The organism is Burkholderia sp. Bp9012 (genome assembly GCF_003853825.1).
GTDB classification, from domain to species: Bacteria; Pseudomonadota; Gammaproteobacteria; order Burkholderiales; family Burkholderiaceae; genus Burkholderia; species Burkholderia diffusa.
In genome coordinates this window covers 74,095-97,627 of record NZ_QTQA01000021.1, presented here as the reverse complement: position 1 = coordinate 97,627, position 23,533 = coordinate 74,095, and the positions used below count along the sequence as shown (strand labels likewise).

The 23,533-nt window shown below is 66.9% G+C and carries 22 protein-coding genes; 18 read left to right on the top strand and 4 right to left on the bottom strand.

Annotated elements, in window-relative coordinates:
• Positions 1-29 precede the first annotated feature (29 nt).
• Positions 30-689 (bottom strand): ribosome biogenesis GTP-binding protein YihA/YsxC, encoded by a 660-nt coding sequence (gene yihA / locus DIE11_RS26070; RefSeq protein WP_059599780.1) that lies wholly within the window; start codon positions 687-689, stop codon positions 30-32.
• 218 nt (positions 690-907) lie between these two features.
• Between yihA and DIE11_RS26065 the strand changes: the two genes are divergently transcribed.
• From DIE11_RS26065 to msrQ, 5 genes are all read left to right on the top strand, one after another.
• Positions 908-1,561 (top strand): cytochrome c, encoded by a 654-nt coding sequence (locus DIE11_RS26065; protein ID WP_059468469.1) that lies wholly within the window; start codon positions 908-910, stop codon positions 1,559-1,561.
• Between the two features lie 205 nt (positions 1,562-1,766).
• Complete coding sequence (locus DIE11_RS26055; RefSeq protein WP_124628076.1) at positions 1,767-3,983, top strand: cytochrome c biogenesis protein ResB; 2,217 nt, start codon at positions 1,767-1,769, stop codon at positions 3,981-3,983.
• A gap of 4 nt (positions 3,984-3,987) precedes the next feature.
• Positions 3,988-5,178: a c-type cytochrome biogenesis protein CcsB gene (gene ccsB / locus DIE11_RS26050; RefSeq protein WP_124628074.1), complete on the top strand. Its 1,191-nt coding sequence runs from the start codon at positions 3,988-3,990 to the stop codon at positions 5,176-5,178.
• Positions 5,179-5,336: 158 nt separating this feature from the next.
• The gene (msrP, locus tag DIE11_RS26045; protein WP_124628072.1) at positions 5,337-6,332 is read left to right on the top strand and encodes a protein-methionine-sulfoxide reductase catalytic subunit MsrP; all 996 of its coding nucleotides are present in this window, start codon (positions 5,337-5,339) and stop codon (positions 6,330-6,332) included.
• 20 nt (positions 6,333-6,352) lie between these two features.
• Positions 6,353-7,042 (top strand): protein-methionine-sulfoxide reductase heme-binding subunit MsrQ, encoded by a 690-nt coding sequence (gene msrQ, locus DIE11_RS26040; protein ID WP_059599890.1) that lies wholly within the window; start codon positions 6,353-6,355, stop codon positions 7,040-7,042.
• An 85-nt stretch (positions 7,043-7,127) separates the two neighbouring features.
• On the opposite strand, the gene lptM is transcribed toward msrQ, so the two are convergent.
• The gene (lptM, locus tag DIE11_RS26035; protein WP_124628070.1) at positions 7,128-7,409 is read right to left on the bottom strand and encodes an LPS translocon maturation chaperone LptM; all 282 of its coding nucleotides are present in this window, start codon (positions 7,407-7,409) and stop codon (positions 7,128-7,130) included.
• Positions 7,410-7,445: 36 nt separating this feature from the next.
• Between lptM and cyaY the strand changes: the two genes are divergently transcribed.
• Complete coding sequence (gene cyaY, locus DIE11_RS26030; RefSeq protein WP_059599785.1) at positions 7,446-7,772, top strand: iron donor protein CyaY; 327 nt, start codon at positions 7,446-7,448, stop codon at positions 7,770-7,772.
• Between the two features lie 82 nt (positions 7,773-7,854).
• On the opposite strand, the gene DIE11_RS26025 is transcribed toward cyaY, so the two are convergent.
• A complete protein-coding gene (locus tag DIE11_RS26025) occupies positions 7,855-10,242 on the bottom strand; it encodes a penicillin-binding protein 1A (RefSeq protein ID WP_124628068.1) in 2,388 nt (795 codons plus the stop codon).
• Between the two features lie 224 nt (positions 10,243-10,466).
• On the opposite strand from DIE11_RS26025, the gene DIE11_RS26020 reads away from it, so the two are divergent.
• From DIE11_RS26020 to ugpQ, 12 genes are all read left to right on the top strand, one after another.
• Positions 10,467-11,390 (top strand): competence protein ComA, encoded by a 924-nt coding sequence (locus DIE11_RS26020; protein WP_124628088.1) that lies wholly within the window; start codon positions 10,467-10,469, stop codon positions 11,388-11,390.
• A complete protein-coding gene (locus tag DIE11_RS26015) occupies positions 11,387-12,022 on the top strand; it encodes a fimbrial protein (RefSeq protein ID WP_185633823.1) in 636 nt (211 codons plus the stop codon). The genes DIE11_RS26020 and DIE11_RS26015 overlap by 4 nt, the downstream gene beginning before the upstream one ends.
• A complete protein-coding gene (locus tag DIE11_RS26010; protein WP_124628066.1) occupies positions 12,019-12,888 on the top strand; it encodes a pilus assembly protein in 870 nt (289 codons plus the stop codon). Before DIE11_RS26015 ends, DIE11_RS26010 begins: the two co-directional genes overlap by 4 nt.
• Positions 12,885-14,528: a type IV pilus secretin PilQ gene (locus DIE11_RS26005; RefSeq protein ID WP_124628064.1), complete on the top strand. Its 1,644-nt coding sequence runs from the start codon at positions 12,885-12,887 to the stop codon at positions 14,526-14,528. The genes DIE11_RS26010 and DIE11_RS26005 overlap by 4 nt, the downstream gene beginning before the upstream one ends.
• A gap of 40 nt (positions 14,529-14,568) precedes the next feature.
• Positions 14,569-15,123 (top strand): shikimate kinase, encoded by a 555-nt coding sequence (locus tag DIE11_RS26000; protein ID WP_082728862.1) that lies wholly within the window; start codon positions 14,569-14,571, stop codon positions 15,121-15,123.
• A complete protein-coding gene (gene aroB, locus DIE11_RS25995; RefSeq protein ID WP_124628062.1) occupies positions 15,120-16,199 on the top strand; it encodes a 3-dehydroquinate synthase in 1,080 nt (359 codons plus the stop codon). Before DIE11_RS26000 ends, aroB begins: the two co-directional genes overlap by 4 nt.
• Before the next feature lie 41 nt (positions 16,200-16,240).
• A complete protein-coding gene (locus DIE11_RS25990) occupies positions 16,241-17,449 on the top strand; it encodes a deoxyguanosinetriphosphate triphosphohydrolase (RefSeq protein WP_124628060.1) in 1,209 nt (402 codons plus the stop codon).
• Between the two features lie 90 nt (positions 17,450-17,539).
• Positions 17,540-18,874, top strand: coding sequence for a sn-glycerol-3-phosphate ABC transporter substrate-binding protein UgpB (ugpB, locus tag DIE11_RS25985; protein WP_124628058.1), 1,335 nt, complete (start codon positions 17,540-17,542; stop codon positions 18,872-18,874).
• Positions 18,875-18,974: 100 nt separating this feature from the next.
• Positions 18,975-19,859 (top strand): sn-glycerol-3-phosphate ABC transporter permease UgpA, encoded by an 885-nt coding sequence (gene ugpA, locus DIE11_RS25980; RefSeq protein ID WP_124628056.1) that lies wholly within the window; start codon positions 18,975-18,977, stop codon positions 19,857-19,859.
• Entirely contained in the window at positions 19,856-20,701 is an 846-nt protein-coding gene (gene ugpE, locus DIE11_RS25975) for a sn-glycerol-3-phosphate ABC transporter permease UgpE (RefSeq protein ID WP_124628054.1), read from the top strand. The genes ugpA and ugpE overlap by 4 nt, the downstream gene beginning before the upstream one ends.
• A gap of 32 nt (positions 20,702-20,733) precedes the next feature.
• Positions 20,734-21,819 (top strand): sn-glycerol-3-phosphate import ATP-binding protein UgpC, encoded by a 1,086-nt coding sequence (locus DIE11_RS25970; RefSeq protein WP_124628051.1) that lies wholly within the window; start codon positions 20,734-20,736, stop codon positions 21,817-21,819.
• 28 nt (positions 21,820-21,847) lie between these two features.
• On the top strand, positions 21,848-22,612 hold the full coding sequence (gene ugpQ / locus DIE11_RS25965) for a glycerophosphodiester phosphodiesterase (RefSeq protein ID WP_124628049.1): 765 nt from the start codon (positions 21,848-21,850) through the stop codon (positions 22,610-22,612).
• Between the two features lie 164 nt (positions 22,613-22,776).
• Here the strand turns inward: ugpQ and DIE11_RS25960 are convergent, their stop codons facing one another.
• On the bottom strand, positions 22,777-23,508 hold the full coding sequence (locus tag DIE11_RS25960; protein WP_124628047.1) for an OmpW family protein: 732 nt from the start codon (positions 23,506-23,508) through the stop codon (positions 22,777-22,779).
• Positions 23,509-23,533: the final 25 nt, after the last annotated feature.

Sequence of the window (23,533 nt, the reverse complement as noted above, 5' to 3'; positions counted from 1 at the left end):
CCGGCCGATCCCGGCCGCGCATTGCCCGCTCATTGTCCTACAGGCTCGCTTTTTTCGTCGGCGACGGACGGCCGCACCCAGCTCTCGATCAGTTCATGAGCCTCGTCGAGCCCCGTGCGCTTCAGCGCCGAGAACAGCTGGACGGTCAGCTTGCCCTTCACGCCCTGGTCGCGATACGCGTCGAGTCCCTTCTGCGTGTTACGCAGCGCGTTGATGCTTTCCTGGCGCGTCAATTTGTCGCACTTCGTCAGCAGCGTGTGGATCGGCTTGCCGGTCGGCGCAAACCACTCGAGCATCCGGCGATCGAGGTCGGTCAGCGGGCGCCGCGAATCCATCATCAGGATCAGGCCGCACAGCTGCGAACGCGTTGCGAGATAGGACGACAGAAGCATTTCCCAGTGGGCCTTCGCGGCCCCCGGCACTTCCGCGTAACCGTAGCCGGGCAGGTCGACGAGGTTCGCGACGGGCTCGGCGGCCGGGCCGACGGAGAAGTAGTTGATGTGCTGGGTGCGGCCTGGCGTCTTCGACGCGAACGCGAGCCGCTTCTGGTTGCACAGCACGTTGATCGCCGTCGATTTGCCGGCATTCGAGCGGCCGGCGAACGCGATTTCCGGCTGTACCGTCGGCGGCAGGTCGCGCAGATGGTTGACGGTCGTGTAGAAGCGGGCTTGGTGGAGCAAAAAGGCCATGGGGGAAACCGGAGGGACGGGGCGGCGCGAGCCGCTTGGTGGAGGCGGGGTAGCCCCGATAGGCGCGGGAGCTTTCAGCGCGATATTGTACAATACGCCGGTTTTGCCGAAGGGTTGCGGGCGCCTGCCTCGCGCTTTTATGCAGCTTCTGCGGTAGACTGGTCGACGTCGTTTTTTGCAGAACCTCAAATTCCCACAAGACGAAACAGGGTGTGCGAATGAATCGACTGTGCAAGTCTCTGATGGTGCTTCAGGTTGCAGCAGGGTTCGTAGGTTTCGTAGCGGAGGCAAACGCGGCGGATGCGGCAAAGCCGGATCTGGACCGCGGCAAGGCGATTGCCGGGCAAGTCTGCGCGTCGTGTCACGGCGCCGACGGCAACAGCGCATCGGGCAGTTTCCCGAAGCTCGCCGGCCAGCATCCCGAATATCTGGTCAAGCAGTTGAACGACTTCAAGGCCCAGCCGGGCGCGAAGGGGCCGGCGCGGACCAATCCGGTGATGGTCGGGTTCGCGAGCGCGTTGAGCGCGGACGACATGCGCAACGTCGCCGCGTATTACGGATCGCAGACGACGAAGCTCGGCACCGCACGCGACGCGGCGACCGTGCCGATCGGCCAGAAGATCTATCGCGGCGGCATCGCGGAAAAGGGTGTGCCCGCCTGCGCGAGCTGCCACGGGCCGACGGGACAGGGGATTCCGGTCCAGTACCCGCGTCTGTCGGGGCAGTGGGCCGATTACACGGTTGCGCAGTTGACCGCATTCCAGCAGGGTGTCGGCGCGCGCAACAACAACGAGGCGATGCATCAGATCGCATCGCGTCTGTCGGACAACGAGATCAAGGCCGTCGCGGATTACATCGCGGGCCTGCGTTGAACGGACGGTCGCGAATGGAATGACCGGGCGCCCGAAGGGCGGCCGGCGTCAGAACAAGAAAAGGGTGGGGCGCCGCACCGTTGCGGTTGCCTCGCCCTTTTTTGTCGGCACTCGCCGGGCCGTCCCAAGAGTGCTGACCGCCCCCCCTTGGGTGGGCAGCGAACATAGTGAGCGTGGGGGCTGTTTCCCCTTAGTCGGAGTTTGAATGAGCGTTACCACGTCGGGGTTGCAGTCGAAGTCGGGTCAAAGTGCGTCCAGGCGCGCAGTCGAGCTGCTGAGCTCGATGCGCTTCGCGATCGCACTGTTGGTGGTGTTGTCGATCGCGAGCATCGTCGGCACGGTCCTGACCCAGGATGACCCATATCCGAACTACGTGAACCAGTTCGGGCCATTCTGGGCGGACATCTTCCGCTCGCTGGGCCTGTACAACGTGTACAGCGCGTGGTGGTTCATGCTGATCCTGATCTTCCTCGTCGTGTCGATCTCGCTGTGCGTGATCCGCAACGCGCCGAAGATGCTCGCCGACGCGAAGAGCTGGAAGGACAAGGTCCGCGAAGGCAGCCTGCGCGCCTTCCACCACAAGGCCGAATACTCGGCGTCCGGTACGCGCGCGACCGTCGCGGCCACGCTCGCCACGTTCGTCACCAAGGCCGGCTACAAGCACGTCGTGCGTGAAACCGAAGGCGCGACGCTGATCTCCGCGAAACGCGGCGCGCTGACGAAGTGGGGCTACATCTCCGCGCACCTTGCGATCGTCGTGATCTGTATCGGCGGCCTGCTGGACAGCAACCTGCCGATCAAATTCCAGATGTGGATGTTCGGCAAGAGCCCGGTCAACACGAGCGCGACGATCAGCGAAATTTCGCCCGACCACAGGCTGTCCGCGTCGAACCCGACGTTCCGCGGCTACGCGTGGGTGCCGGAAGGCCAGTTCGTGTCGACCGCGATCCTGAACCAGCCGAGCGGCTCGCTGATCCAGGACCTGCCGTTCTCGATCCAGCTCAACAAGTTCATCGTCGACTACTACACGACCGGGATGCCGAAGCTGTTCGCGAGCGACATCGTCGTGATCGATCGCGAGACGGGCCAGAAGATCCCGGCGCGCGTCGAGGTCAACAAGCCGTTCACGTACAAGGGCGTGTCGATCTACCAGTCGAGCTTCCAGGACGGCGGCTCGCAGATGGAGATGACGGCCTACCCGATGACGGGCGGCAACGCGAAGACCTTCGCGGTGAAGGGCACGATCGGCAGTACGGCGCCGCTGCAGATGCCGGGCAGCGACGGCGACACGATCGAATTCTCCGACTTCCGCGCGATCAACGTCGAGAACATGGCGGACGCGAACGGCAAGCCGGACGTGCGCGGCGTCGCGAAGACGGAGTCGCTCAAGGAAGCGTTCGACGAGCGGCTCGGTTCGGGCGCGAAGACCTCGAAGCCGATGCAGCTCCACAACATCGGCCCGTCGGTCCAGTACAAGATTCGCGGCAAGGACGGTCAGGCGCGCGAATTCAACAACTACATGCTGCCCGTCGACATGGGCGGCACGCGCGTGTTCCTCGCCGGCGTGCGCGCGAGCCCGAACGATCCGTTCCGGTACATGCGGATTCCGGCCGATAGCCAGGATTCGATCGGCGAATGGATGCGCCTGCGCGCCGCGCTCGAGGATCCGGCCGTGCGTGCCGACGCCGCCGCACGTTTCGCGCAGCGTTCGCTGCCGACGACCGAAGCGTCGCTGCGCGGCCGCCTGCAGGACAGTGCGTTCAAGGTGCTGACCCTCTTTGCCGCGAGCGACGATAGCGTCGGCCGCGGCGCCGACGGCCAGCCGGTCGGCGGCTTCCAGGCGGTGGCGACGTTCATCGACCGCTCGGTGCCGAAGGCCGAGCAGGAAAAGGCGGCCAGCCTGCTGCTGCGCATGCTCGAGGGTTCGATGTGGGAGGTCTGGCAGATCGCGCGCGAGCATGCCGGCGAGCCGGCCGCCCAGCAGGGCGCCGACACGATCCGCTTCGTGCAGAACGCGATCAATGCGCTATCCGACAGCTTCTTGTACGGATCGCCGGTCTATTTGCAGCTCGACTCCTTCAAGCAGGTGCAAGCTTCGGTATTTCAGCTGACGCGCGCACCCGGCAAGAATCTGGTGTATCTTGGCAGCCTGCTGTTGGTCGCCGGCATCTTCTCGATGTTCTACGTGCGCGAGCGGCGCCTCTGGTTCTGGCTCAAGGATGCCGGTTCGGGCGTCGATGTGGTGATGGCGATGTCCACGGCCCGCAAGACCTTCGATTTCGAGAAAGAATTCGTGCAGACGCGCGACGCGGCCGGCGCCGCCTTGCGCGCCACGCCACGCGACGCCGCACCCGCCGGTGCGGCAGCGACTGTCCGTCCGCCTGCCGGCGGCGGTTCCGATTCCGAGAATTCCACCCGGTAACATCATGGATCTCACTCAAGTCTCCTCTTCCCGTTCGGGGCCGGTTCAGGCCTCGAATCCGGCGCCGTTGTTCGACGACCGTCCGTTCCTCGCCCGCCTGTCGATCATCGACTGGCTGTTCGCCCTGGCTCTCGTGGTCGGCGCAGGCTATGCGTTCGTGCATTACAACGAACACATGAATTACTACGACAAGGCGGTGATGATCGGCACGGTGCCGGCGCTTGTCGTGCTCGGCTGGCGCTGGAAGCCCGCGCGGCTGATGATGGCGTCGATCGCGGTGCTGTCGCTGCTGTCGATCCAGATCTACCAGGGCGATCTCGCGCGTGCCGATTCGGCGTTCTTCCTCAAGTACTTCCTGTCGAGCCAGTCCGCGATCCTGTGGATGAGCGCGCTGTTCGTGCTCGCGACGATCTTCTACTGGATCGGCCTGCTCGCGCGCTCGGAGTCGGGCTCCGCGATCGGCCAGAAACTGACGTGGGTCGCGGTGCTGATGGGTTTCACCGGCCTGATGGTGCGCTGGTATGAGTCCTACCTGATCGGTGCCGACGTCGGGCATATCCCGGTGTCGAATCTGTATGAAGTCTTCGTGCTGTTCAGCCTGATCACCGCACTGCTCTACCTGTATTACGAAGGCCACTACGGCACGCGCTCGCTCGGCGCGTTCGTGCTGCTGGTCATCAGCGCGGCCGTCGGCTTCCTGATGTGGTACTCGGTCGCGCGCGACGCGCAGCAGATCCAGCCGCTCGTGCCGGCGCTGCAGAGCTGGTGGATGAAGATTCACGTCCCGGCGAACTTCATCGGCTACGGCAGCTTCGCGCTGTCGGCGATGGTGTCGGTCGCGTATCTGATGAAGGAGCGCGGCGTGCTCGCCGATCGTCTGCCGACGCTCGAGGTGCTCGACGACGTGATGTACAAGTCGATCGCGGTCGGTTTCGCGTTCTTCACGATCGCGACGATCCTCGGCGCGCTGTGGGCCGCCGAAGCATGGGGCGGCTACTGGAGCTGGGACCCGAAGGAAACCTGGGCGCTGATCGTATGGCTCAACTACGCGGCCTGGCTGCACATGCGCCTGATGAAGGGCCTGCGCGGCGCGGTCGCCGCCTGGTGGGCGCTCACGGGCCTGCTCGTGACGACGTTCGCGTTCCTCGGCGTCAACATGTTCCTGTCCGGGCTGCATAGCTACGGCAAGCTGTAAGATTTCCGACGTTGGTCCGACAAAAGACCGCCGGCGCACTGTGTGCCCGGCGGTTTTCTTTTGTAACGGGCGGACGGTCCGGGCTTCGAACGGCGCAGGACGGCTCGGGTCGAACACCCATGAAGCGTGCGCGCCGCGCATGCAGGAGGAGCAGCACGATGTGGATCAAACACCCTTTGCGCACCGTACTGACCGGCGGTGATATCGCGCCGAGCGAGATTACGCCGCGCGCGGTGTTCGAGAACCGGCGGCGTGTCTTGCAGGCCGCCGGCCTGGCGGCGGCGGGCGGATTGCTCGGCGGCAGCGGCGCGGCGTTCGCGGCCTATGCGTCGCCGGATGCGCGGGCCGCGAAGCTCGCGGCGAAAACCAATCCGAGGTTCGTCGCGGCCGACAAGGTGACGCCGTTCAAGGACATCACGTCCTACAACAACTTCTACGAATTCGGCACCGACAAGAGCGACCCGGCCCAGAACGCGGGCACGCTGCGGCCGCGCCCGTGGCGCGTGAGCGTCGAGGGCGAGGTGCTGCACCCTAAGGTGTTCGATCTCGATGAGCTGCTGAAGCTCGCGCCGCTCGAGGAGCGCGTGTACCGGCTGCGTTGCGTCGAAGGATGGTCGATGGTGATTCCGTGGATCGGCGTGCCGCTGTCCGAACTGATCAAGCGCGTGCAGCCGACCGGCAACGCGAAATATGTGCAGTTCATCACGCTGGCCGATCCGTCGCAGATGCCGGGGCTGTCGACGCCGGTGCTCGATTGGCCGTACTCGGAAGGGCTGCGGATGGATGAGGCGATGAATCCGCTGACGCTGCTGACGATGGGCGTGTACGGCCAGGTGCTGCCGAACCAGAACGGCGCGCCGGTGCGGATCGTCGTGCCGTGGAAGTACGGCTTCAAGAGCGCGAAGTCGCTGGTGAAGATCCGCTTCGTCGACAAGCAGCCGAAGACGAGCTGGAACACGTATGCGTCGAATGAATACGGTTTCTATTCGAACGTGAACCCGAACGTCGATCACCCGCGCTGGAGCCAGGCGACCGAGCGCCGGATCGGCGAGGACGGCTTCTTCACGCCGAAGCGCAAGACCCTGATGTTCAACGGCTACGGCGATCTCGTCGCGTCGATGTATCAGGGCATGGATCTGAAAAAGAACTTCTGAGCGCGCCGGTGAGAAACGACATCCCTCCTTCGACGCTGACGCCCGCGCGCGCGTCCGGCATGCGCACGGCTGCCGCCGGTGGTGCAGGGGCCGGCACGGTTCGGAACGCCTCGCCGCGCTGGCTTGCGCCCGCCAAGGTGCTGGTTTTCGCGGCCGGGCTCTATCCGCTCGCGCGCGTGGTGCTGTTCGGGCTGACCGACCGGCTCGGCGCGAACCCGATCGAGTTCATCACGCGTTCGACGGGCCTCTGGACGCTGGTGATGCTCTGCGTCACGCTCGCCGTCACGCCGCTTCGGCGCGTGACAGGTGTTCCCGCGTTGCTGCGCTTTCGTCGGATGATCGGCCTGTTCGCGTTCTTTTACGCGACGCTGCATTTCACGACGTATCTGTGGTTCGACAAGTGGTTCGACGTGCTCGCGATCCTGAAGGACGTCGGCAAGCGTCCGTTCATCACGGTCGGCTTCGCCGCGTTCGTGCTGCTGATTCCGCTGGCCGCGACGTCGCCGCGCGCGATGGTGCGCCGGCTCGGCCGTCACTGGGCGACGCTGCATCGCGCAATCTATGCGATTGCGCTGTTCGGTGTGCTGCATTTCTGGTGGATGAGGGCCGGCAAGCACAATCTCGCACAGCCGAAGCTCTACGCGACGATCGTAGCGGTGCTGCTCGGCTGGCGGCTGCTTGAATGGGGCTGGCGGCGCATCCGTGCATGACGTGAGCGCCTGAAAAAAACAAAAGGCGATGACGGGATGTCATCGCCTTTGTTGCGAACGGAGCCGCGCGAGTGGCGGTGTGCGATTACTGCGCGACAGCCGGACCGGATGCGGGCGTCGCGGCCCTCGACGCATCGCTCGACAGTTCCGGCGACAGCGTGAGCGGCGTGCCGGAAGAATCGGGAATGCTCTCGGACGACGCGTTTTCATCGGTCGGCATGACGTCCGACGGCGGCGTGTCCTGCTGCTGGATGGGCTTCGCCGGCAACGGCGGCACGGTGGGCAGATAGAGCGGGCCGCGTTGACCGCAGCCGGCAAGTATCGCCAAAGCCGCTACAATCGCGCTCATCCGGAAAACGACTCGCATGATCGTCCCTGAACAATTTAACCGATAGAGTTTAGCATGTCCGATACTGAATACCTGGCCCGTGCCGAGGCCGTGCTGGCGGCCGTCGAGCGTACCGTGGATGCCGCGAACGATGGCGATCACGACATCGATCTGGAGCGCAACGGCAGCGTGCTGACGCTGACGTTCGAGAACGGCTCAAAGATCATCATCAATCTCCAGCCGCCGATGAAGGAACTGTGGATCGCCGCGAAGGCGGGCGGATTCCATTACCGTTTCGTGGACGGCGAATGGCGCGACACGCGCACGGGCGCCGAGTTCTTCGCGGCGCTCACCGACTACGCGACGCAGCAAGCCGGCCTGCCGATCACGTTCGGCGCGTAACGTCCGGCACCCGATACGCCGGATCGAAGCACAAGAAAAAAGCGCCCTGCGGGGCGCTTTTTTCTTGCTCGGGCCATGCGTGTCAATGGCCGCGGAACAGGTTCATGATGTCCTGCTTCTCCTGCTCGTCGACGTGCGGTACGGGTTCGTCGGTGTTCTGCACCGCCGGCGCCTGCGGCACGCCGACCGTCGATACGAAGCCGTGCCCCGGCGTGAACTCGGTGAAGTACAGCTCGCTGCCGAGCGCCTGGACGTCGTCCGGCATCGTCGGCTTGAACTCCGGCACGCCCTTCAGCGCCGCGCCCATGTAGTCGATCCAGACCGGCAGCGACAGGCCGCCGCCGGTTTCGCGATCGCCGAGGCTGCGCGGGTTGTCGTAGCCGATCCACGCGATCGCCGCGAGCGTGTGCTGGTAGCCGGCGAACCATGCGTCGTGCGAATCGTTCGTCGTACCGGTCTTGCCGGCGAGGTCGGTGCGCTTCAGCACATTGGTGCGCGCGCCGGTGCCGCGCTGCGCGACGCTCTGCAGCAGACTGTTCATCACGTACGCGTTGCGCGCGTCGATTGCGCGCGGCGCGTTCTGCTCGGCGATGAGCGGCTGCGCGCGAGCGACGATCGCGCCATTCGGATCGGTCACTTCGGCGATCAGGTACGGATTCACGCGGAAGCCGCCGTTCGCGAACACCGAGTACGCGCCGGCCATCTGCAGCGGCGTGACCTGGCCCGCGCCGAGCGCCATCGGCAGATAGGCCGGATGGCGGTCGGCGTCGAAGCCGAAGCGCGTGATGTACTGCTGCGCGTACTTCGTGCCGATGTGGTTCAGGATCCGGATCGACACGAGGTTGCGTGAGCGCTGCAGCGCAGTGCGCATCGACATCGGGCCTTCGAAGCCGCCGCCGTAGTTCTTCGGCTCCCACGGCTGGCCGCCGGTTTCCGCGGCGCTGAAATACAGCGGGCCGTCGTTGATCACCGTGGCCGGTCCGAGGCCCTTGTCGAGCGACGCCGAGTAGATGAACGGCTTGAACGACGAACCCGGTTGCCGCCACGCTTGCGTGACGTGGTTGAACTTGTTCTTGTTGTAGTCGAAGCCGCCGACGAGCGAGCGGATCGCGCCGTCCTGCGGGACGATCGAAATGAACGCGCCTTCGACCTGCGGCAACTGCGTGATCGCCCACTTGCCTGCGTCGTTCCTCGAGACCCGGACGATCGCGCCCGGACGAATGCGGCGGTTCGGCTGCGCGCTGGCTGACAGCGCGCCCGACGCGAAGCGCAGGTTGTCGCCTTCGATCGTCGCGCTGCTGCCGTCGATGAAGGCGACGGTGATCTGCCGCGTGGTTGCGGCGGTGACGACCGCCGCGACCAGTTCGCCGTTGTCGGGGTGCTCGAGCAGCGCGTCGTCGATCGCCTGCTCGCGGTCATCGGCGCCGGCCGGCAGCTCGATGAAGCCTTCCGGCCCGCGATAGCCGTGGCGGCGCTCGTAATCCATGATGCCCTTGCGCAGCGCCGTGTACGCGACCTGCTGGTCGGCGGAGTCGATCGTCGTGACGACGTTGAAGCCGCGCGTATAGGTTTCCTCGCGGTACTGCGCGTACATCATCTGCCGGACCATTTCCGCGACGTACTCGGCGTGCACGCTGAACTCGCGGCCCGCGCCCTTGACGACGAGTGGCTGCGCGACGGCTTCGTCGTACTGCTCGCGCGTGATGAAGTTCAGCTCGAGCATCCGCTGCAGGATGTATTCCTGGCGCACCTTCGCGCGCTTCGGATTGACGACCGGGTTATACGCGGAAGGCGCCTTCGGCAGCCCCGCGAGCATCGCCGCTTCCGCGAGCGTGATGTCCTTCAGGTCCTTGCCGAAGTAGACCCGCGCCGCGCTCGCGAAGCCATACGCACGCTGACCGAGATAGATCTGATTCATGTAGACCTCGAGAATCTGATCCTTCGTCAGCGCGCGCTCGATCCGGTACGCGAGCAGCATCTCGTAGATCTTGCGCGTGTAGGTCTTTTCGCTCGACAGGAAGAAGTTGCGCGCGACCTGCATCGTGATCGTGCTCGCGCCCTGCGACGCATGGCCGTTCGTCAGCGCGACGAAGCCGGCGCGGGCGATGCCGGTGAGGTCGACGCCGCCGTGATCGTAGAAGCGCGCGTCCTCGATCGCGAGGATCGCCTTCTTGAGCGAGTCGGGCACGTCCTTGAAATGGACGATGTCGCGGCGTTCCTCGCCGAATTCGCCGATCAGCACGTGATCCGACGTGTAGATCCGCAACGGTACCTTCGGACGATAGTCGGTCAGCGCTTCGAGCGACGGCATGTTCGGCCACGCGACGACGAGCGCGTAGCCGAGCACGAGGCCGCCGGCCACGACGAGGGCCACACACATCGCGGCGACGCCGATCAGGACTTTCAGCCACCAGGATCGCTTCTTCGGCTCGGGCGCGGGAGGCGGGGACGTAGGAGACGTGGATTGCATAGGCATACCGGAAAACAGTCCCGCGATTATAGCTGCCCGGTAAGACGGTCCTGGCGCGGGGGGCGTCGGCCGGAACGCGGCGGATCGCGGTGCCGCCAGTATGGCGTCCGCGCGGCCGCTTGTGTCACGACTGGCCGTCCGGCCGACTGTCGGGCGCGCGCGGCGCTTTGCAGAATCAGGCATCGGAAACGCGGCGTGGGCCGCAACGATCGCGGGAGGCTGGAATGGCAGGACGATGGGCGGCGCGGTTCGCGCCGGGCAGGCACCGTTCGACGGGCATCGACGTCGGGGCGGACGAGGTGAGGGTGGCCGTGCTGAGCCGGCGCGGCCGGGCTGCGGATGTTCGGGTCGAAGGACTCGAGCGGGAGCCGGTCGGACTGGCGGGTGGGCCGGAGGACGCGCGCTGGGCTGCGGTGGCACGTGCGTTGGCGGCGGCCGTGTCGCGGCTGTCGGCGGCGGGCGTGTGCTGCGACGCACGCGGCGTGATGGCGCTGCGCGATGACGAGATGCAGACCGCGACGCTTGATCTGGCCGGACGCGACGACATCGCGGACGCCGCCCGGCAGGCGGCCGAACGGATCTCGGGGCTGGCACCGGACAACCTCGCGTTCGACTGGCGGCAGGACGACGATGCGTGCCCGGGCGAGATTGCGGTCGCCGTGGCGCCGCAGGCGTTGCTCGAGCGGCGGATCGACGTGGCCGCGCAGGCTGGCATCGATCTGACGGCCGTCGACGGCGAGTCAGCTGCCGCACTGCGCGCGTTGCGCTATGCCGCGCAGTTCGAGCCTGACGCACACGGCCCGTATGCCGCATTCTGGTTCGGCGATACGGGCGTGCGCGGCTGGCGGATTGACGGTGCGATCGCCGCGCCGGTGCTCGCGCTGTCCGGCGACGCGCAGGCTGCGTTGCCTGATGCATTGCGCCAGTGCGTATTCGAGCCCGTGCGCTGCGTGCTCGTGGCCGGCGACGAGCGCTGCATCGGCCGCTGCGGCACGTCGGCCGCCGATATCGGCGATGCGCTCGGGGTGGCCGTGGTGCCGTTCGACTGCTCCGGATGGGACGGGCTGCCGCGCGAGCCCGCCGGCGCGCCGGGCGGTCCGGCGTTTGCCCTCGCGATCGGGCTGGCGCTGCGCGGGGTGTGGGAATGATGGTCGATATGGGGTTCGGGCGGGCTGCCGCCAGCCACGCCGCGCTCGGCGGCTTCAATTTGCTGCCGTACCGTGAGCGGCTGGCGCAGGCGCTGCGGCGGCGCCGCGCCACGCAATGCGGGGCAGCGATCGTGCTCGGCGCACTCGGGGCCTGTGTCTGGACAGGGGCGGCGACAGCATGGCGATGGCGCGTGGATGCCGAGCGCACGCGAGTGGAGGCGCGGTTGCGGCAATTGCAGCCGCAGGTCGATGCCGCACGGCGCACCGCCGGCGCGGCAGCCGATCTCGCGCAACGCGATGCGCGGGCAGTCGTCCTTGCCGGGCCTTACCGGCGCGTTGCCGGACTGCTCGCGACGCTGGCGCTGGTGCGCGACGACACCGTTCGGCTCGACGCATTGCGTACGACATCGTCCGGTGCCGAGCTCGACGCGCGCGCGACGAGTTACCGGACGGCCGCGCGGTGGCTCGCACGGATCGCGGCCGAGCAGCGCGACTGGCGATTCGACATCGGTGCGCTGACACCGGCTTCGACCACGCCGGTCGCGGGTTCGGCCGCGCCGTTCCGTTTTTCCGTCCAGGTGCGCTGGCACGACGCGCCGCCGCGACAGAAGGCAACGGGAGGCGGCGCATGACGGCCATCGTGCATCGGTCCATGACTGACGGTGTCGAGTGGTTCGGCCGCGTGAGGCGGATGTCGCCTGCTGCAGTGCACGCCGTTGGTTGCGCGCTGGCATTCGCGGTCGTGATGGTGGGTGGCATTCATCTGATGAGTGCCGTCGATGGAAGCGGACTCGCACGCAGTCGCGCGTTGCTGGCAACGGCGCAGATCCGGGCCGCCGACGCACAACGGCTGCTCGCGGCCGCCGCGCCGCGGCGCGATATGGGCACGCCTGCCGGGCGCGCCGCCAACTCGCCGCCTGCGCCAGGGTGGCCCGCGCTGATGCTGGAGCTGGCTGACCTGGTCCGAGGAAGCGGACTGCGGGTTGTGTCGATCGAACCGCGGCGCACTGACGATGCAGCGCCGGATGGCCGGCGCACGGTACGGATCGTCGCGGACGGCGGTTTTCCGGCACTGCTGCGCCTGATGGGCGGGTTGGCGAGTTTCCCCGCGCTGGTGGTGCCGTCGGGGCTGCATATCGAGAGGAACCCGCCCGCGTCGCGGGTGGACATGACGATCGACGTGTTTCCGGCGCTGTCGGGGGCCCGCGTTCCGGACGGCGCGGAGGCGGTGCTTGCCGGTGCGCCGAGCGACGATCCATTCGGCGACGCCGGTTCGCCGACGGTAGCCGACGATACGACGCCACGCTTGGCCGGCACCATTCGCGACGGACGCACCGGGCTCGCGCTGTTCGACGCCGGCGATGGCGCATTCGCGACCGTCGCGCCGGGCGAGGCGTTCGGGGTGTCGCGTGTGGTGAGCGTCGATGCCGGTGCCGTGACGGTCGCGACGGCCGATGGCGCACGCCGGTTCGTCGTGGACGACGGAGACCACTCATGACGAAGTACGGATGGTGGGTGATCGCATTCTGGGCTGGATCGAGCGCGGCCACCGTGGACGCGGCGCTACCGCCTTTGCCGCCGGCCGGCTGGCCGATCGGATCGATACGGGCGTACGCCGAGGAGACGCCGCTGCCGCAGGGCGCGCCTGATGGCGCGGACGGCGTGGGCGGTGACGCGCCCGCGCACGATGGTCCGCAGCCGTTCGACCAAGCGGCGCGCGCGGTACTTCAGGCGGACACTGCGGCACCGGTGTCCCAGCTGGAAGGGCCGCCGATTCCATTGCCTCCGCCGGTGCGCATGAGCGACGCCGCGGCGCGGCACCCCGGCGATGCGGACGACGCGCGTCGAATCTCGCTGAATCTGCAGGGCGCCGGGCTCGCGGCCGCATTCGACGCGCTCGCGCGATTCACCGGGCTGAACATCATCGTCGGCGAGCAGGTGCGCGGTACCGTGACATTACGTCTGAACAATGTCCGCTGGCGCGATGCGTTCGATACGTTGCTCGACACGCACGGGCTGGCGATGTCCCGGCGCGGCAACGTGATCTGGGTCACTCCGGCGGCCGAACTCGCCGCGCGGGAGCGCGAGCGCTTCGAAACGCACGCACGTGCGGCCGAGCTGGAGCCGCTCGCGAGCCGAACCTTCGCGCTGCATTACCCACGTGCGCAGGACGTGCAGCGGCTGCTGGCGGGGGCGACCGGCCAGCGCCTGCTGTCGAAACGCGGCGCCGCGGCGGCCGATCCGCGCATGAACTTGTTGTTCGTCACCGACCTGGCGCCGCGCATCGAGCAGATCGCGGGCCTGATCGACGCGATCGACCGGCCGTCCCGGCAGGTCCGGATCGAGGCGCGCATCGTCGAGGGCGAACAGGGGTTCTCGCGCAACCTCGGGGCTCGCATCGCGCTGCGCGCCCAAGGGCGGGCCCCCGTAGCCGAGGGGGCGGCGTCCGCGACGGACACGCGCAACGCGCTCGACCTGGCCGCGCGACCGCTCGGCGGCTTCGAGGCGGCGACGGCCGGCTTCACGTTGTTCGCAGCGCCGCTCAGCCGCGTGCTCGACGTCGAATTGAGCGCGCTCGAGGCGCAGGGCCGGGGCCAGATCGTTTCCAGCCCGCGCGTGGTGACGGCCGATCGCGTGAAGGCGATCGTCGAACAGGGCTCGGAGCTGCCGTACCAGGCGAAAGTCGGTAACGGCGTGAGCGGCGTGCAGTTCCGCCGAGCGACGCTGAAGCTCGAGGTCGAGCCGCAAATCACGCCCGACGGGCGCGTCGTGCTCGATCTGGACGTGACGAAGGACAGCATCGGCGAGCCGACGGCCGCCGGCCCGGCGATTCATACGAAGCACGTCCAGACGCGTGTCGAGGTCGAGGACGGCGGAACGGTCGCCATCGGCGGGATTTACGAGCAGTTGAACCGGGACGATGTGACGCGGGTGCCGCTCTTGGGCAAAATACCGGTTCTGGGCGCGCTTTTCCGGCACCGCGCGCGGCGCGACCAGCGTAACGAATTGGTCGTCTTCATCACGCCGACGGTCGTCGGCGCGCGTTGCGAAACGGCCGGCGCGGGCGACGCGGATGCGGGAAAAGCGGGGCCGGAAGCCGGCGGTGCAGGCTCGACAAGGCAGCCGCTTTGCCAGTAAGCTGCGCCACACACCAGCAAGATTCAAGCAGAGGAAGCCGTTGCAAGCGCGGGACCCACACGCAAACGTATTTTTCGTCGGCCTTATGGGAGCGGGTAAGACCACCGTGGGCCGTGCGGTCGCGCGCCGGCTCGACAGGACGTTCTTCGACTCCGACCACGAAATCGAGGCCCGCACGGGTGCGCGCATTCCGGTGATCTTCGAGATGGAGGGCGAGGCCGGGTTTCGCGACCGCGAATCGCAGGTGATCGCCGATCTGACGCAGCGCGAGAACATCGTGCTCGCGACGGGCGGCGGCGCGGTGCTGCGCCCTGAAAATCGCGATTGCCTGAAAGGCAGCGGCATCGTCATCTATTTGCGCGCCAATCCGCACGATCTGTGGCTGCGCACGCGCAAGGACAAGAACCGCCCGCTGTTGCAGACCGACGATCCGAAGGCGCGTCTCGAAGCGCTCTACGAAGTACGCGACCCGCTTTACCGCGAATGCGCGGACTTCATCATCGAGACCGGCCGTCCGTCGGTCAACGGCCTCGTCAACATGGTGCTGATGCAACTCGAACTGGCAGGCGTCGTCGCCAAGCCGCTACAAGCATGATTACCGTCAACGTCGATCTGGGCGACCGCGCCTACCCGATTCACATTGGTGCCGGCCTGATCGGCCGCACCGAGCTGTTCGCTCCTCACATCACCGGTTCGTCGATCACGATCGTCACGAACACGACGGTCGATCCGCTCTACGGCGATGCGCTGCGCGCGGCGCTCGCGCCGCTCGGCAAGCGTGTCTCGACGGTCGTGCTGCCGGACGGCGAGGCCTACAAGAACTGGGAAACGCTGAACCTGATCTTCGACGGCCTGCTGACCGAGCGCGCCGACCGCAAGACGACACTCGTCGCACTCGGCGGCGGCGTGATCGGCGACATGACCGGTTTCGCCGCCGCGTGCTACATGCGCGGCGTGCCGTTCATCCAGGTGCCGACGACGCTGCTGTCGCAGGTCGATTCGTCGGTCGGCGGCAAGACGGGCATCAACCACCCGCTCGGCAAGAACATGATCGGCGCGTTCTACCAGCCGCAGGCCGTGATCGCCGATATCGGCGCGCTGACCACGCTGCCCGATCGCGAGCTGGCGGCCGGCGTGGCCGAGGTCATCAAGACGGGCGCGATCGCCGATGCGGCATTCTTCGACTGGATCGAGGCGAACGTCGATGCGCTTAACCGCCGCGAGCCGGCCGCGCTCGCGCATGCGGTGAAGCGCTCGTGCGAGATCAAGGCGAGCGTGGTCGCGGCCGATGAACGCGAAGGCGGGCTGCGCGCGATCCTGAATTTCGGCCATACGTTCGGCCATGCGATCGAGGCCGGGCTCGGCTACGGCGAGTGGCTGCACGGCGAAGCGGTCGGCTGCGGGATGGTGATGGCGGGCGACCTGTCGGTGCGGCTCGGCCTCCTCGACGAAGCGTCGCGGCAGCGGCTCGATGCGGTGATCGCCGCCGCGCACCTGCCGGTCCGCGGGCCGGCACTCGGCGATGCGCGCTACATGGAGCTGATGCGCGTCGACAAAAAAGCCGAAGCCGGCGCGATCAAGTTCATCCTGCTGAAGCGATTCGGCGATACGCTGATCACCCAGGCGCCCGACGAAGCCGTATTCTCCACCCTGGCGCAGACGACCCGGTAACGGCGCCCCGGATGCCCCGGCGCCCCTGACATGGAGGAGACGTGAGCGAGACATCCAGCAGCAAACCGTCCAAAGCCGGCCGCGCATCCGTCGCGGCGCCAGCCGAGCCGCCGACGCTGGCGGCGCTGGAAGCCCATCTCGCTCCGTATGCCGCCCACGCGTCGCAGTCGCGCGGCCGCCGCCATCAGGAAACACCGCCGGCGGCGCGCACCGAATTCCAGCGCGACCGCGACCGTATCGTTCATTCGACCGCGTTCCGCCGGCTCGAATACAAGACGCAGGTCTTCGTCAATCACGAAGGCGACCTGTTCCGCACCCGCCTCACGCACAGCCTCGAAGTCGCGCAGATCGCGCGTTCGGTCGCGCGCAACCTGCGGCTCAACGAGGATCTCGTCGAAGCGATCTCGCTCGCGCACGATCTCGGTCATACGCCGTTCGGCCACGCCGGCCAGGACGCGCTGAACGCGTGCATGCGCGAGCACGGCGGCTTCGAGCACAACCTGCAGAGCCTGGCCGTGGTCGATGAACTCGAGGAGCATTACGGCGCGTTCAACGGCCTGAACCTGTGCTTCGAGACGCGCGAAGGCATCCTCAAGCACTGCTCGCGCGAGAACGCGCGCAAGCTCGGCGCGCTCGGCGAGCGCTTCCTGCAAGGGCGCCAGCCGTCGCTGGAAGCGCAGCTCGCGAACATCGCGGACGAAATCGCGTACAACAACCACGACGTCGACGACGGCCTGCGCTCCGGCCTGATCACGATCGAGCAGCTCGCCGAAGTCGAGCTGTGGCAGCGCCACTACGACGCCGCGCTCGCCGAATTCCCGCATCTGGAAGGCCGCCGCCTCGTCCACGAGACGGTGCGCCGCATCATCAACACGCTGATCGTCGACCTGATCGACGAGACCACGCGCAATCTCGCGCGTGTCGCGCCCGCGTCGCTCGACGACGTGCGCGCCGCGCCGCAGCTCGTCGCGCACAGCGAGGCGATCGCCGCGCAGGCGGCGGCCCTCAAGCGCTTCCTGTTCAAGAACCTGTATCGCCACTACAAGGTGATGCGCATGGCGAACAAGGCGCAGCGCGTCGTCACGGGGCTGTTCGACGCGTTCATCGACGATCCGCGCCTGCTGCCGCCGCCGTACCAGTCGGACGACGAAGCGCAGCAGCCGCGCCTCGTCGCGCACTACATCGCCGGCATGACCGACCGCTTCGCGCTGAAGGAATATCAGCGCCTGTTCGTCATCAACGACAACTGACTGTCACAAACGATCACTAGACTTCGCCGGTTCAATGGCGACGGGAATGTTGCACACGCTGTTGGTAACGTTTTCATAGGAGAGAGGTCGATGAAGAAGAAGCCTGCGGGGACCGTGGTTCGCTCGATCGCGCTGGGCGGCGCGCTCATGTTCGGTATGCAGCATGCGGCGTTCGCCGTGACGGAGATCCAGTTCTGGCATGCGATGGAGTCGGCGCTCGGCGAGCGCGTGAACGAGCTCGCCGCGCAGTTCAATGCATCGCAGGGCGACTACAAGATCGTGCCGGTCTTCAAGGGCACCTACGACCAGGCGCTCGCGGCGGGCATCGCCGCCTATCGCAGCGGCAACGCGCCGGCGATCCTCCAGGTCTATGAAGTCGGCACCGCGACGATGATGCAGGCGAAGAAGGCCGTCGTGCCCGTCTACGACGTGTTCAAGCAGGCCGGCGTGCCGCTCGACGAAAAGGCGTTCGTGCCGACCATCGCGAGCTACTACAGCGACGCGAAGACGGGCCATCTCGTGTCGATGCCGTTCAACAGCTCGACGCCGGTGCTGTACTACAACAAGGACGCGTTCAAGAAGGCCGGGCTCGATCCGAACCAGCCGCCGAAGACGTGGGCCGACGTGCAGGCCGACGCGGAGAAGCTGCGCAAGTCCGGGATGGCGTGCGGCTTCACGACCGGCTGGCAAGGCTGGATCCAGCTCGAAAACTACAGCGCGTGGCATGCGCTGCCGTTCGCGAGCCGCAACAACGGCTTCGACGGCACCGACGCGGCGCTCGAATTCAACAAGCCGCAGCAGATCGCGCACATCGCGTTCCTGCAGCAGATGCAGAAGGAAGGCACGTTCACGTATGCGGGCCGCAAGGACGAAGCGTCCGCGAAGTTCTACAGCGGCGACTGCGGGATCCTGACGACGTCGTCGGGCGCGCTCGCGAACGTGCAGAAGTTCGCGAAGTTCAGCTACGGCACCGGCATGATGCCGTACGACGCGAACGTGAAGGGTGCGCCGCAGAACGCGATCATCGGCGGCGCGAGCCTGTGGGTGCTGGCCGGCAAGGATCCGGCGACCTACAAGGGCGTCGCGAAATTCCTCGCGTTCCTGGCCTCGCCGCCGATCGCCGCCAAGTGGCACCAGGAAACGGGCTACCTGCCGGTCACGACGGCTGCGTACGACCTCACGCGCCAGCAGGGCTTCTATGCGAAGAACCCGAGCGCGGAAACCGCGATCAAGCAGATGATGAACAAGCCGCCGCTGCCTTACACGAAGGGGCTGCGCCTCGGCAACATGCCGCAGATCCGCACGGTCGTCGACGAGGAACTGGAGCAGGTCTGGGCGCAGAAGAAGTCGCCGAAGGACGCGCTCGATTCGGCGGCCTCGCGCGGCGACGAACTGCTGCGCCGCTTCGAGAAGTCGGGCGGCTGATCCCGCATCGCGTGCGTGTCGCCGGTCGCCGCGTCGCATATGCGACACGCGCGGCCGGCGGCGCGGTTCCTTTCCCGTTTCGCCTGACCGGATGCCCGCGATGCAATCCCGTTCCCGTTTCGGCGCGAGCCTGCTGCCGTACCTGCTGATCGCGCCGCAACTCGCGATCACCGCCGTATTCTTTCTGTGGCCGGCCGGCGTCGCGCTGTGGCAGTCCACGCAGATGCAGGACGCGTTCGGCACGTCGAGCGAATTCGTCGGCTTCGCGAACTTCGCGCGCCTGTTCGCCGATCCGCTGTACCTCGACTCGTTCCGCACGACGCTGGTGTTCAGCTCGCTCGTCACGGTCAGCGGGCTCGTCGTGTCGCTGTTGCTCGCCGCCTGCGCCGACCGCGTGATCCGCGGCGCGCGCGTGTACCGCACGCTGCTGATCTGGCCGTACGCGGTCGCGCCGACGATCGCGGCCGTGCTGTGGGCGTTCCTGTTCAACCCGAGCATCGGGCTCGTCACCTATGCGCTCGCGAAGGGCGGCATCGTGTGGAATCACGCGCTGAACGGCGGCCAGGCGATGTTCCTCGTCGTGCTCGCGTCGGTGTGGAAGCAGGTGAGCTACAACTTCCTGTTCTTCTACGCGGGGTTGCAGGCGATCCCGCGCTCGCTGATCGAGGCGGCGGCGATCGACGGTGCCGGGCCGGTGCGGCGCTTCTTCCACATCGTGCTGCCGCTGCTGTCGCCCACGAGCTTCTTCCTGCTGGTCGTGAACCTCGTCTATGCGTTCTTCGACACGTTCCCGGTGATCGATGCGGCCACCGCGGGCGGCCCCGCGCAAAGCACCAAGACGCTGATCTACAAGATCTTCACGGAGGGCTTCCAGGGCCTCGACATCGGCAGCTCGGGCGCGCAGTCGGTCGTGCTGATGATCATCGTCGTCGGCCTGACGGTGATCCAGTTCCGTTTCGTCGAACGCAGGGTGCAATACGCATGATCGAAAATCGCAAGGGCTTCGACCTGTTCTGCCACGCGGTGCTGATCGCGGGCGTCGTGCTGATCGTGTTCCCGGTGTACGTCGCGTTCTGCGCGGCGACCATGAACGCGCAGGAAGTGTTCACGATCCCGCTGTCGCTGGTGCCGAGCACGCACCTGCTGGAGAACATCGCCTACATCTGGGGGCACGGTAGCGGCGGCACGACGGCGCCGTTCGGCCGGCTGCTCATCAACAGCTTCGTGATGGCGCTCGGCATCGCGGTCGGCAAGATCGCGGTGTCGATCCTGTCCGCGTATGCGATCGTCTATTTCCGCTTCCCCTTCCGCAACACGGCGTTCTGGCTGATCTTCATCACGCTGATGCTGCCGGTCGAGGTGCGGATATTCCCGACCGTGCAGGTCGTGTCGACGCTGAACCTGACGAACACCTACGCCGGGCTCTCGCTGCCGCTGATCGCATCGGCGACCGCGACGTTCCTGTTCCGCCAGTTTTTCATGACGCTGCCCGACGAGCTGATGGACGCCGCGCGCATCGACGGTGCGGGGCCGCTGCGCTTTTTCCGGGACGTCGTGCTGCCGCTGTCGAAGACGAGCATCGCAGCGCTGTTCGTGATCACGTTCATCTACGGCTGGAACCAGTATCTGTGGCCGATCCTGATCACGACCGAGGCGTCGCTGTCGACGGCGGTGGTGGGCATCAAGACGATGATCGCGAGCGGTGACGCCGCGACTGAATGGCAATACGTAATGGCGGCGACGCTGCTGGCGATGATTCCGCCGCTCGTCGTCGTGCTGGCGATGCAGCGCTGGTTCGTGCGCGGCCTCGTCGATTCCGAGAAATGAACCACGGACGGCAACCGGGAGAAGGACCAAGTATGGCTGCGCTGAGCTTGAAGGGCGTCAGGAAATCCTACGACGGCAAGCAGCACGTGCTGCACGGCATCGACGTGGAGATCGCCGACGGCGAATTCATCGTGCTGGTCGGCCCGTCGGGCTGCGGCAAGTCGACGCTGCTGCGGATGATCGCGGGGCTCGAGACGGTGACGGACGGCGAGATCGCGATCGGCGATCGCGTCGTCAACGCGCTGGAGCCGAAGGATCGCGACATCGCGATGGTGTTCCAGAACTATGCGCTGTATCCGCACATGACGGTCGCGCAGAACATGGGCTACGGGCTGAAGATCCGCGGCATCGAGCGCGCGACGATCGATTCGCGGGTGGCCGCGGCCGCGAAGATCCTCGAACTCGAGCCGCTGCTCGCGCGGCGGCCGCGCGAACTGTCGGGCGGCCAGCGGCAGCGCGTCGCGATGGGGCGTGCGATCGTGCGCGAGCCGTCGGTGTTCCTGTTCGACGAGCCGCTGTCGAACCTCGACGCGAAGCTGCGCGTGCAGATGCGGCTCGAGATCCAGCGGCTGCATGCGCGGCTCGCGACGACGAGCGTGTACGTGACGCACGACCAGATCGAGGCGATGACGCTCGCGCAGCGCGTGATCGTGATGAACCGTGGCTATGCGGAGCAGATCGGCGCGCCGGTCGACGTGTACGAGAAGCCGGCGACGGTGTTCGTCGCGGGCTTCATCGGCTCGCCGGCAATGAACCTGATGCACGGCCGGCTGTCGGAGGATGGCGCGACGTTTACGGTCGCGGGCGGCGGTCCGGCGCTGCCGGTCGCCGGCGCGCCCGGCATCGGCACCACGATCGCCACCGGGCGCGACTGGGTGCTCGGCGTGCGGCCGGAGCACATGACGCCGCAGCCGGGCGTCGCGCAGGCCTCGCTGCCGGTCGACTCGTGCGAGCTGCTCGGCGCGGACAACCTCGCGCACGGCCGCTGGGGCAACCACGACGTCGCGGTGCGGCTGCCGCACGCGGATCGTCCCGCGCGCGGCACGGCGCTGGGCGCCGCGCTGCCCGCGCACCGGCTGCATTTCTTCGATCCCGAGACCGGCCAGCGCGCCGGCTGACCCTGACGGACCTGCTGCGAGGCGCACGATGACTTCCCGTACCGACTGGCCCTATCCACGCGTCGTCGCCCATCGCGGCGGCGGCACGCTCGCGCCGGAGAACACGCTCGCCGCGTTCGACGAAGGCGCGCGGCGCGGTCACCGGATGGTCGAGTTCGACGCGAAGCTGTCCGCCGACGACGTGAGCTTCCTGCTGCACGACGACACGGTCGACCGCACGTCGAACGGCAGCGGGCCGGCGGCGGGCATGCGCTATGCGGCGCTGGCCGCGCTCGATGCCGGCGCCTGGTTCGACGCGCGGTTCGCGGGCGAGCGGATGCCGACGCTCGAGGCGGCGGCGGCGCGCTGCATCGCGCACGGGATGGCGGCGAACGTCGAGATCAAGCCGTGCCCGGGCCGCGAGCGCGACACGGGGCAGCGGGTGGCCGTCGATGCGGCCGCGTACTGGCACGGCGCGGCCGTGCCGCCGCTGCTGTCGTCGTTCTCGTTCGACGCGCTGCAACAGGCGCGCGCGAGCGCCCCGGCGCTGCCGCGCGGGATGCTGTACGAGGCGGTGCCGGACGACTGGCACGCGCAGGTCGTCGGCGCGCTCGGCTGCGTATCGTTGCATGCAAGCCACAAGGAACTCGACGAACCGCTCGTGCGCGCGATCAAGGCGGCCGGGCTGCGCATCCTGGTCTACACGGTCAACGACCTCGCCCGGGCGCGCGAACTCGTGCGCTGGGGCGTCGATGCGGTCTGCACGGACCGCATCGACCTGATCGGCCCCGATGCACTGGACGACATTGCGTAGCGACCCGTCCCGCGCAATGGTGGATGCGGGAAGACCCTGAGACAAAAAAACGACGCCCCGGCGGGATTTCCGCCGGGGCGTTTTGCATCGAGGAGACGTTACGTCACGAAAAATCCGCTACAAATTGCAGCAGGATTAACCATTCCCCAAATATTCGACTACGCTTAGAAACGGTAGCCGACGTTCAGGTACGTGACGATCGGGTTCAGCGAGATGTGGGCCTTCGACGTTTCCGTCAGGGTGCCGACCGGCGTCCGGCGAGCCGTTGTGAAGGTCGCGGTCACGCTGACGGGGATGTACGAGAGCGACAGGCCCGCGAACCAGTGTTTCGTGAAGTTGTACGTGAAGCCGGCGTTGAAGACGGGCGCCCACTGGTTGCTGGTCGTGGCGCTGGTCGGGCCGCCGAGCACGCCGTTCTCGAAGCTGCTGTTCGTGATCTTCGCGCCGGTGAACCAGATGTACGTTGCGCCGATGCCGACATACGGGCGGAACTTCGCGTTGGCGTCGTTGAAGTGGTAGCGAAGCAATACGGCGGGGCTCCACTGGTACGCACGGCCGAGTACGCCGAATCTTTCGAACTGACCCTTGCCGGTGATGTCGAACTTCGGCGGTATCCCCATAACGAGCTCGGTGGAGATATGGTCGGTGACGAAGTACCCCGTTGCGAGCCCAAGCGTATCGGCGTCGCTGATGCCGGCGCCGGTGTTGGGAATCGATTGGTTGATGGGCGTGCCGCCAACGCCGTAGACGAACAGCGGGTCGCTGCTGTCCTGCGGCGCAAGGTGGAACCAACCGGTGCTGACGTAGAAATCACCTGCGGATTGTGCTTGTGCCGTACCGCCCGCAAACGTGAATGCGAGCGCTGCAGCCCCCGTAATGGCCAGTTTTCGTTTCATTGTGTCTCCTCCGATCTAAGGCGTG

Bases quoted from the DNA above. Each gene is read 5' to 3' on its own strand.
- cyaY (WP_059599785.1), top strand. From the start codon at position 7,446: ATGTCCGATACTGAATACCTGGCCCGTGCCGAGGCCGTGCTGGCGGCC.
- lptM (WP_124628070.1), bottom strand. From the start codon at position 7,409: ATGCGAGTCGTTTTCCGGATGAGCGCGATTGTAGCGGCTTTGGCGATA.
- ugpE (WP_124628054.1), top strand. From the start codon at position 19,856: ATGATCGAAAATCGCAAGGGCTTCGACCTGTTCTGCCACGCGGTGCTG.
- DIE11_RS26010 (WP_124628066.1), top strand. From the start codon at position 12,019: ATGACGGCCATCGTGCATCGGTCCATGACTGACGGTGTCGAGTGGTTC.
- DIE11_RS25970 (WP_124628051.1), top strand. From the start codon at position 20,734: ATGGCTGCGCTGAGCTTGAAGGGCGTCAGGAAATCCTACGACGGCAAG.
- DIE11_RS26005 (WP_124628064.1), top strand. From the start codon at position 12,885: ATGACGAAGTACGGATGGTGGGTGATCGCATTCTGGGCTGGATCGAGC.
- DIE11_RS26020 (WP_124628088.1), top strand. From the start codon at position 10,467: ATGGCAGGACGATGGGCGGCGCGGTTCGCGCCGGGCAGGCACCGTTCG.
- DIE11_RS26055 (WP_124628076.1), top strand. From the start codon at position 1,767: ATGAGCGTTACCACGTCGGGGTTGCAGTCGAAGTCGGGTCAAAGTGCG.
- yihA (WP_059599780.1), bottom strand. From the start codon at position 689: ATGGCCTTTTTGCTCCACCAAGCCCGCTTCTACACGACCGTCAACCAT.
- aroB (WP_124628062.1), top strand. From the start codon at position 15,120: ATGATTACCGTCAACGTCGATCTGGGCGACCGCGCCTACCCGATTCAC.
- DIE11_RS26015 (WP_185633823.1), top strand. From the start codon at position 11,387: ATGATGGTCGATATGGGGTTCGGGCGGGCTGCCGCCAGCCACGCCGCG.
- ccsB (WP_124628074.1), top strand. From the start codon at position 3,988: ATGGATCTCACTCAAGTCTCCTCTTCCCGTTCGGGGCCGGTTCAGGCC.
- DIE11_RS26025 (WP_124628068.1), bottom strand. From the start codon at position 10,242: ATGCAATCCACGTCTCCTACGTCCCCGCCTCCCGCGCCCGAGCCGAAG.
- ugpA (WP_124628056.1), top strand. From the start codon at position 18,975: ATGCAATCCCGTTCCCGTTTCGGCGCGAGCCTGCTGCCGTACCTGCTG.
- DIE11_RS25960 (WP_124628047.1), bottom strand. From the start codon at position 23,508: ATGAAACGAAAACTGGCCATTACGGGGGCTGCAGCGCTCGCATTCACG.
- DIE11_RS26065 (WP_059468469.1), top strand. From the start codon at position 908: ATGAATCGACTGTGCAAGTCTCTGATGGTGCTTCAGGTTGCAGCAGGG.
- msrP (WP_124628072.1), top strand. From the start codon at position 5,337: ATGTGGATCAAACACCCTTTGCGCACCGTACTGACCGGCGGTGATATC.
- ugpB (WP_124628058.1), top strand. From the start codon at position 17,540: ATGAAGAAGAAGCCTGCGGGGACCGTGGTTCGCTCGATCGCGCTGGGC.
- ugpQ (WP_124628049.1), top strand. From the start codon at position 21,848: ATGACTTCCCGTACCGACTGGCCCTATCCACGCGTCGTCGCCCATCGC.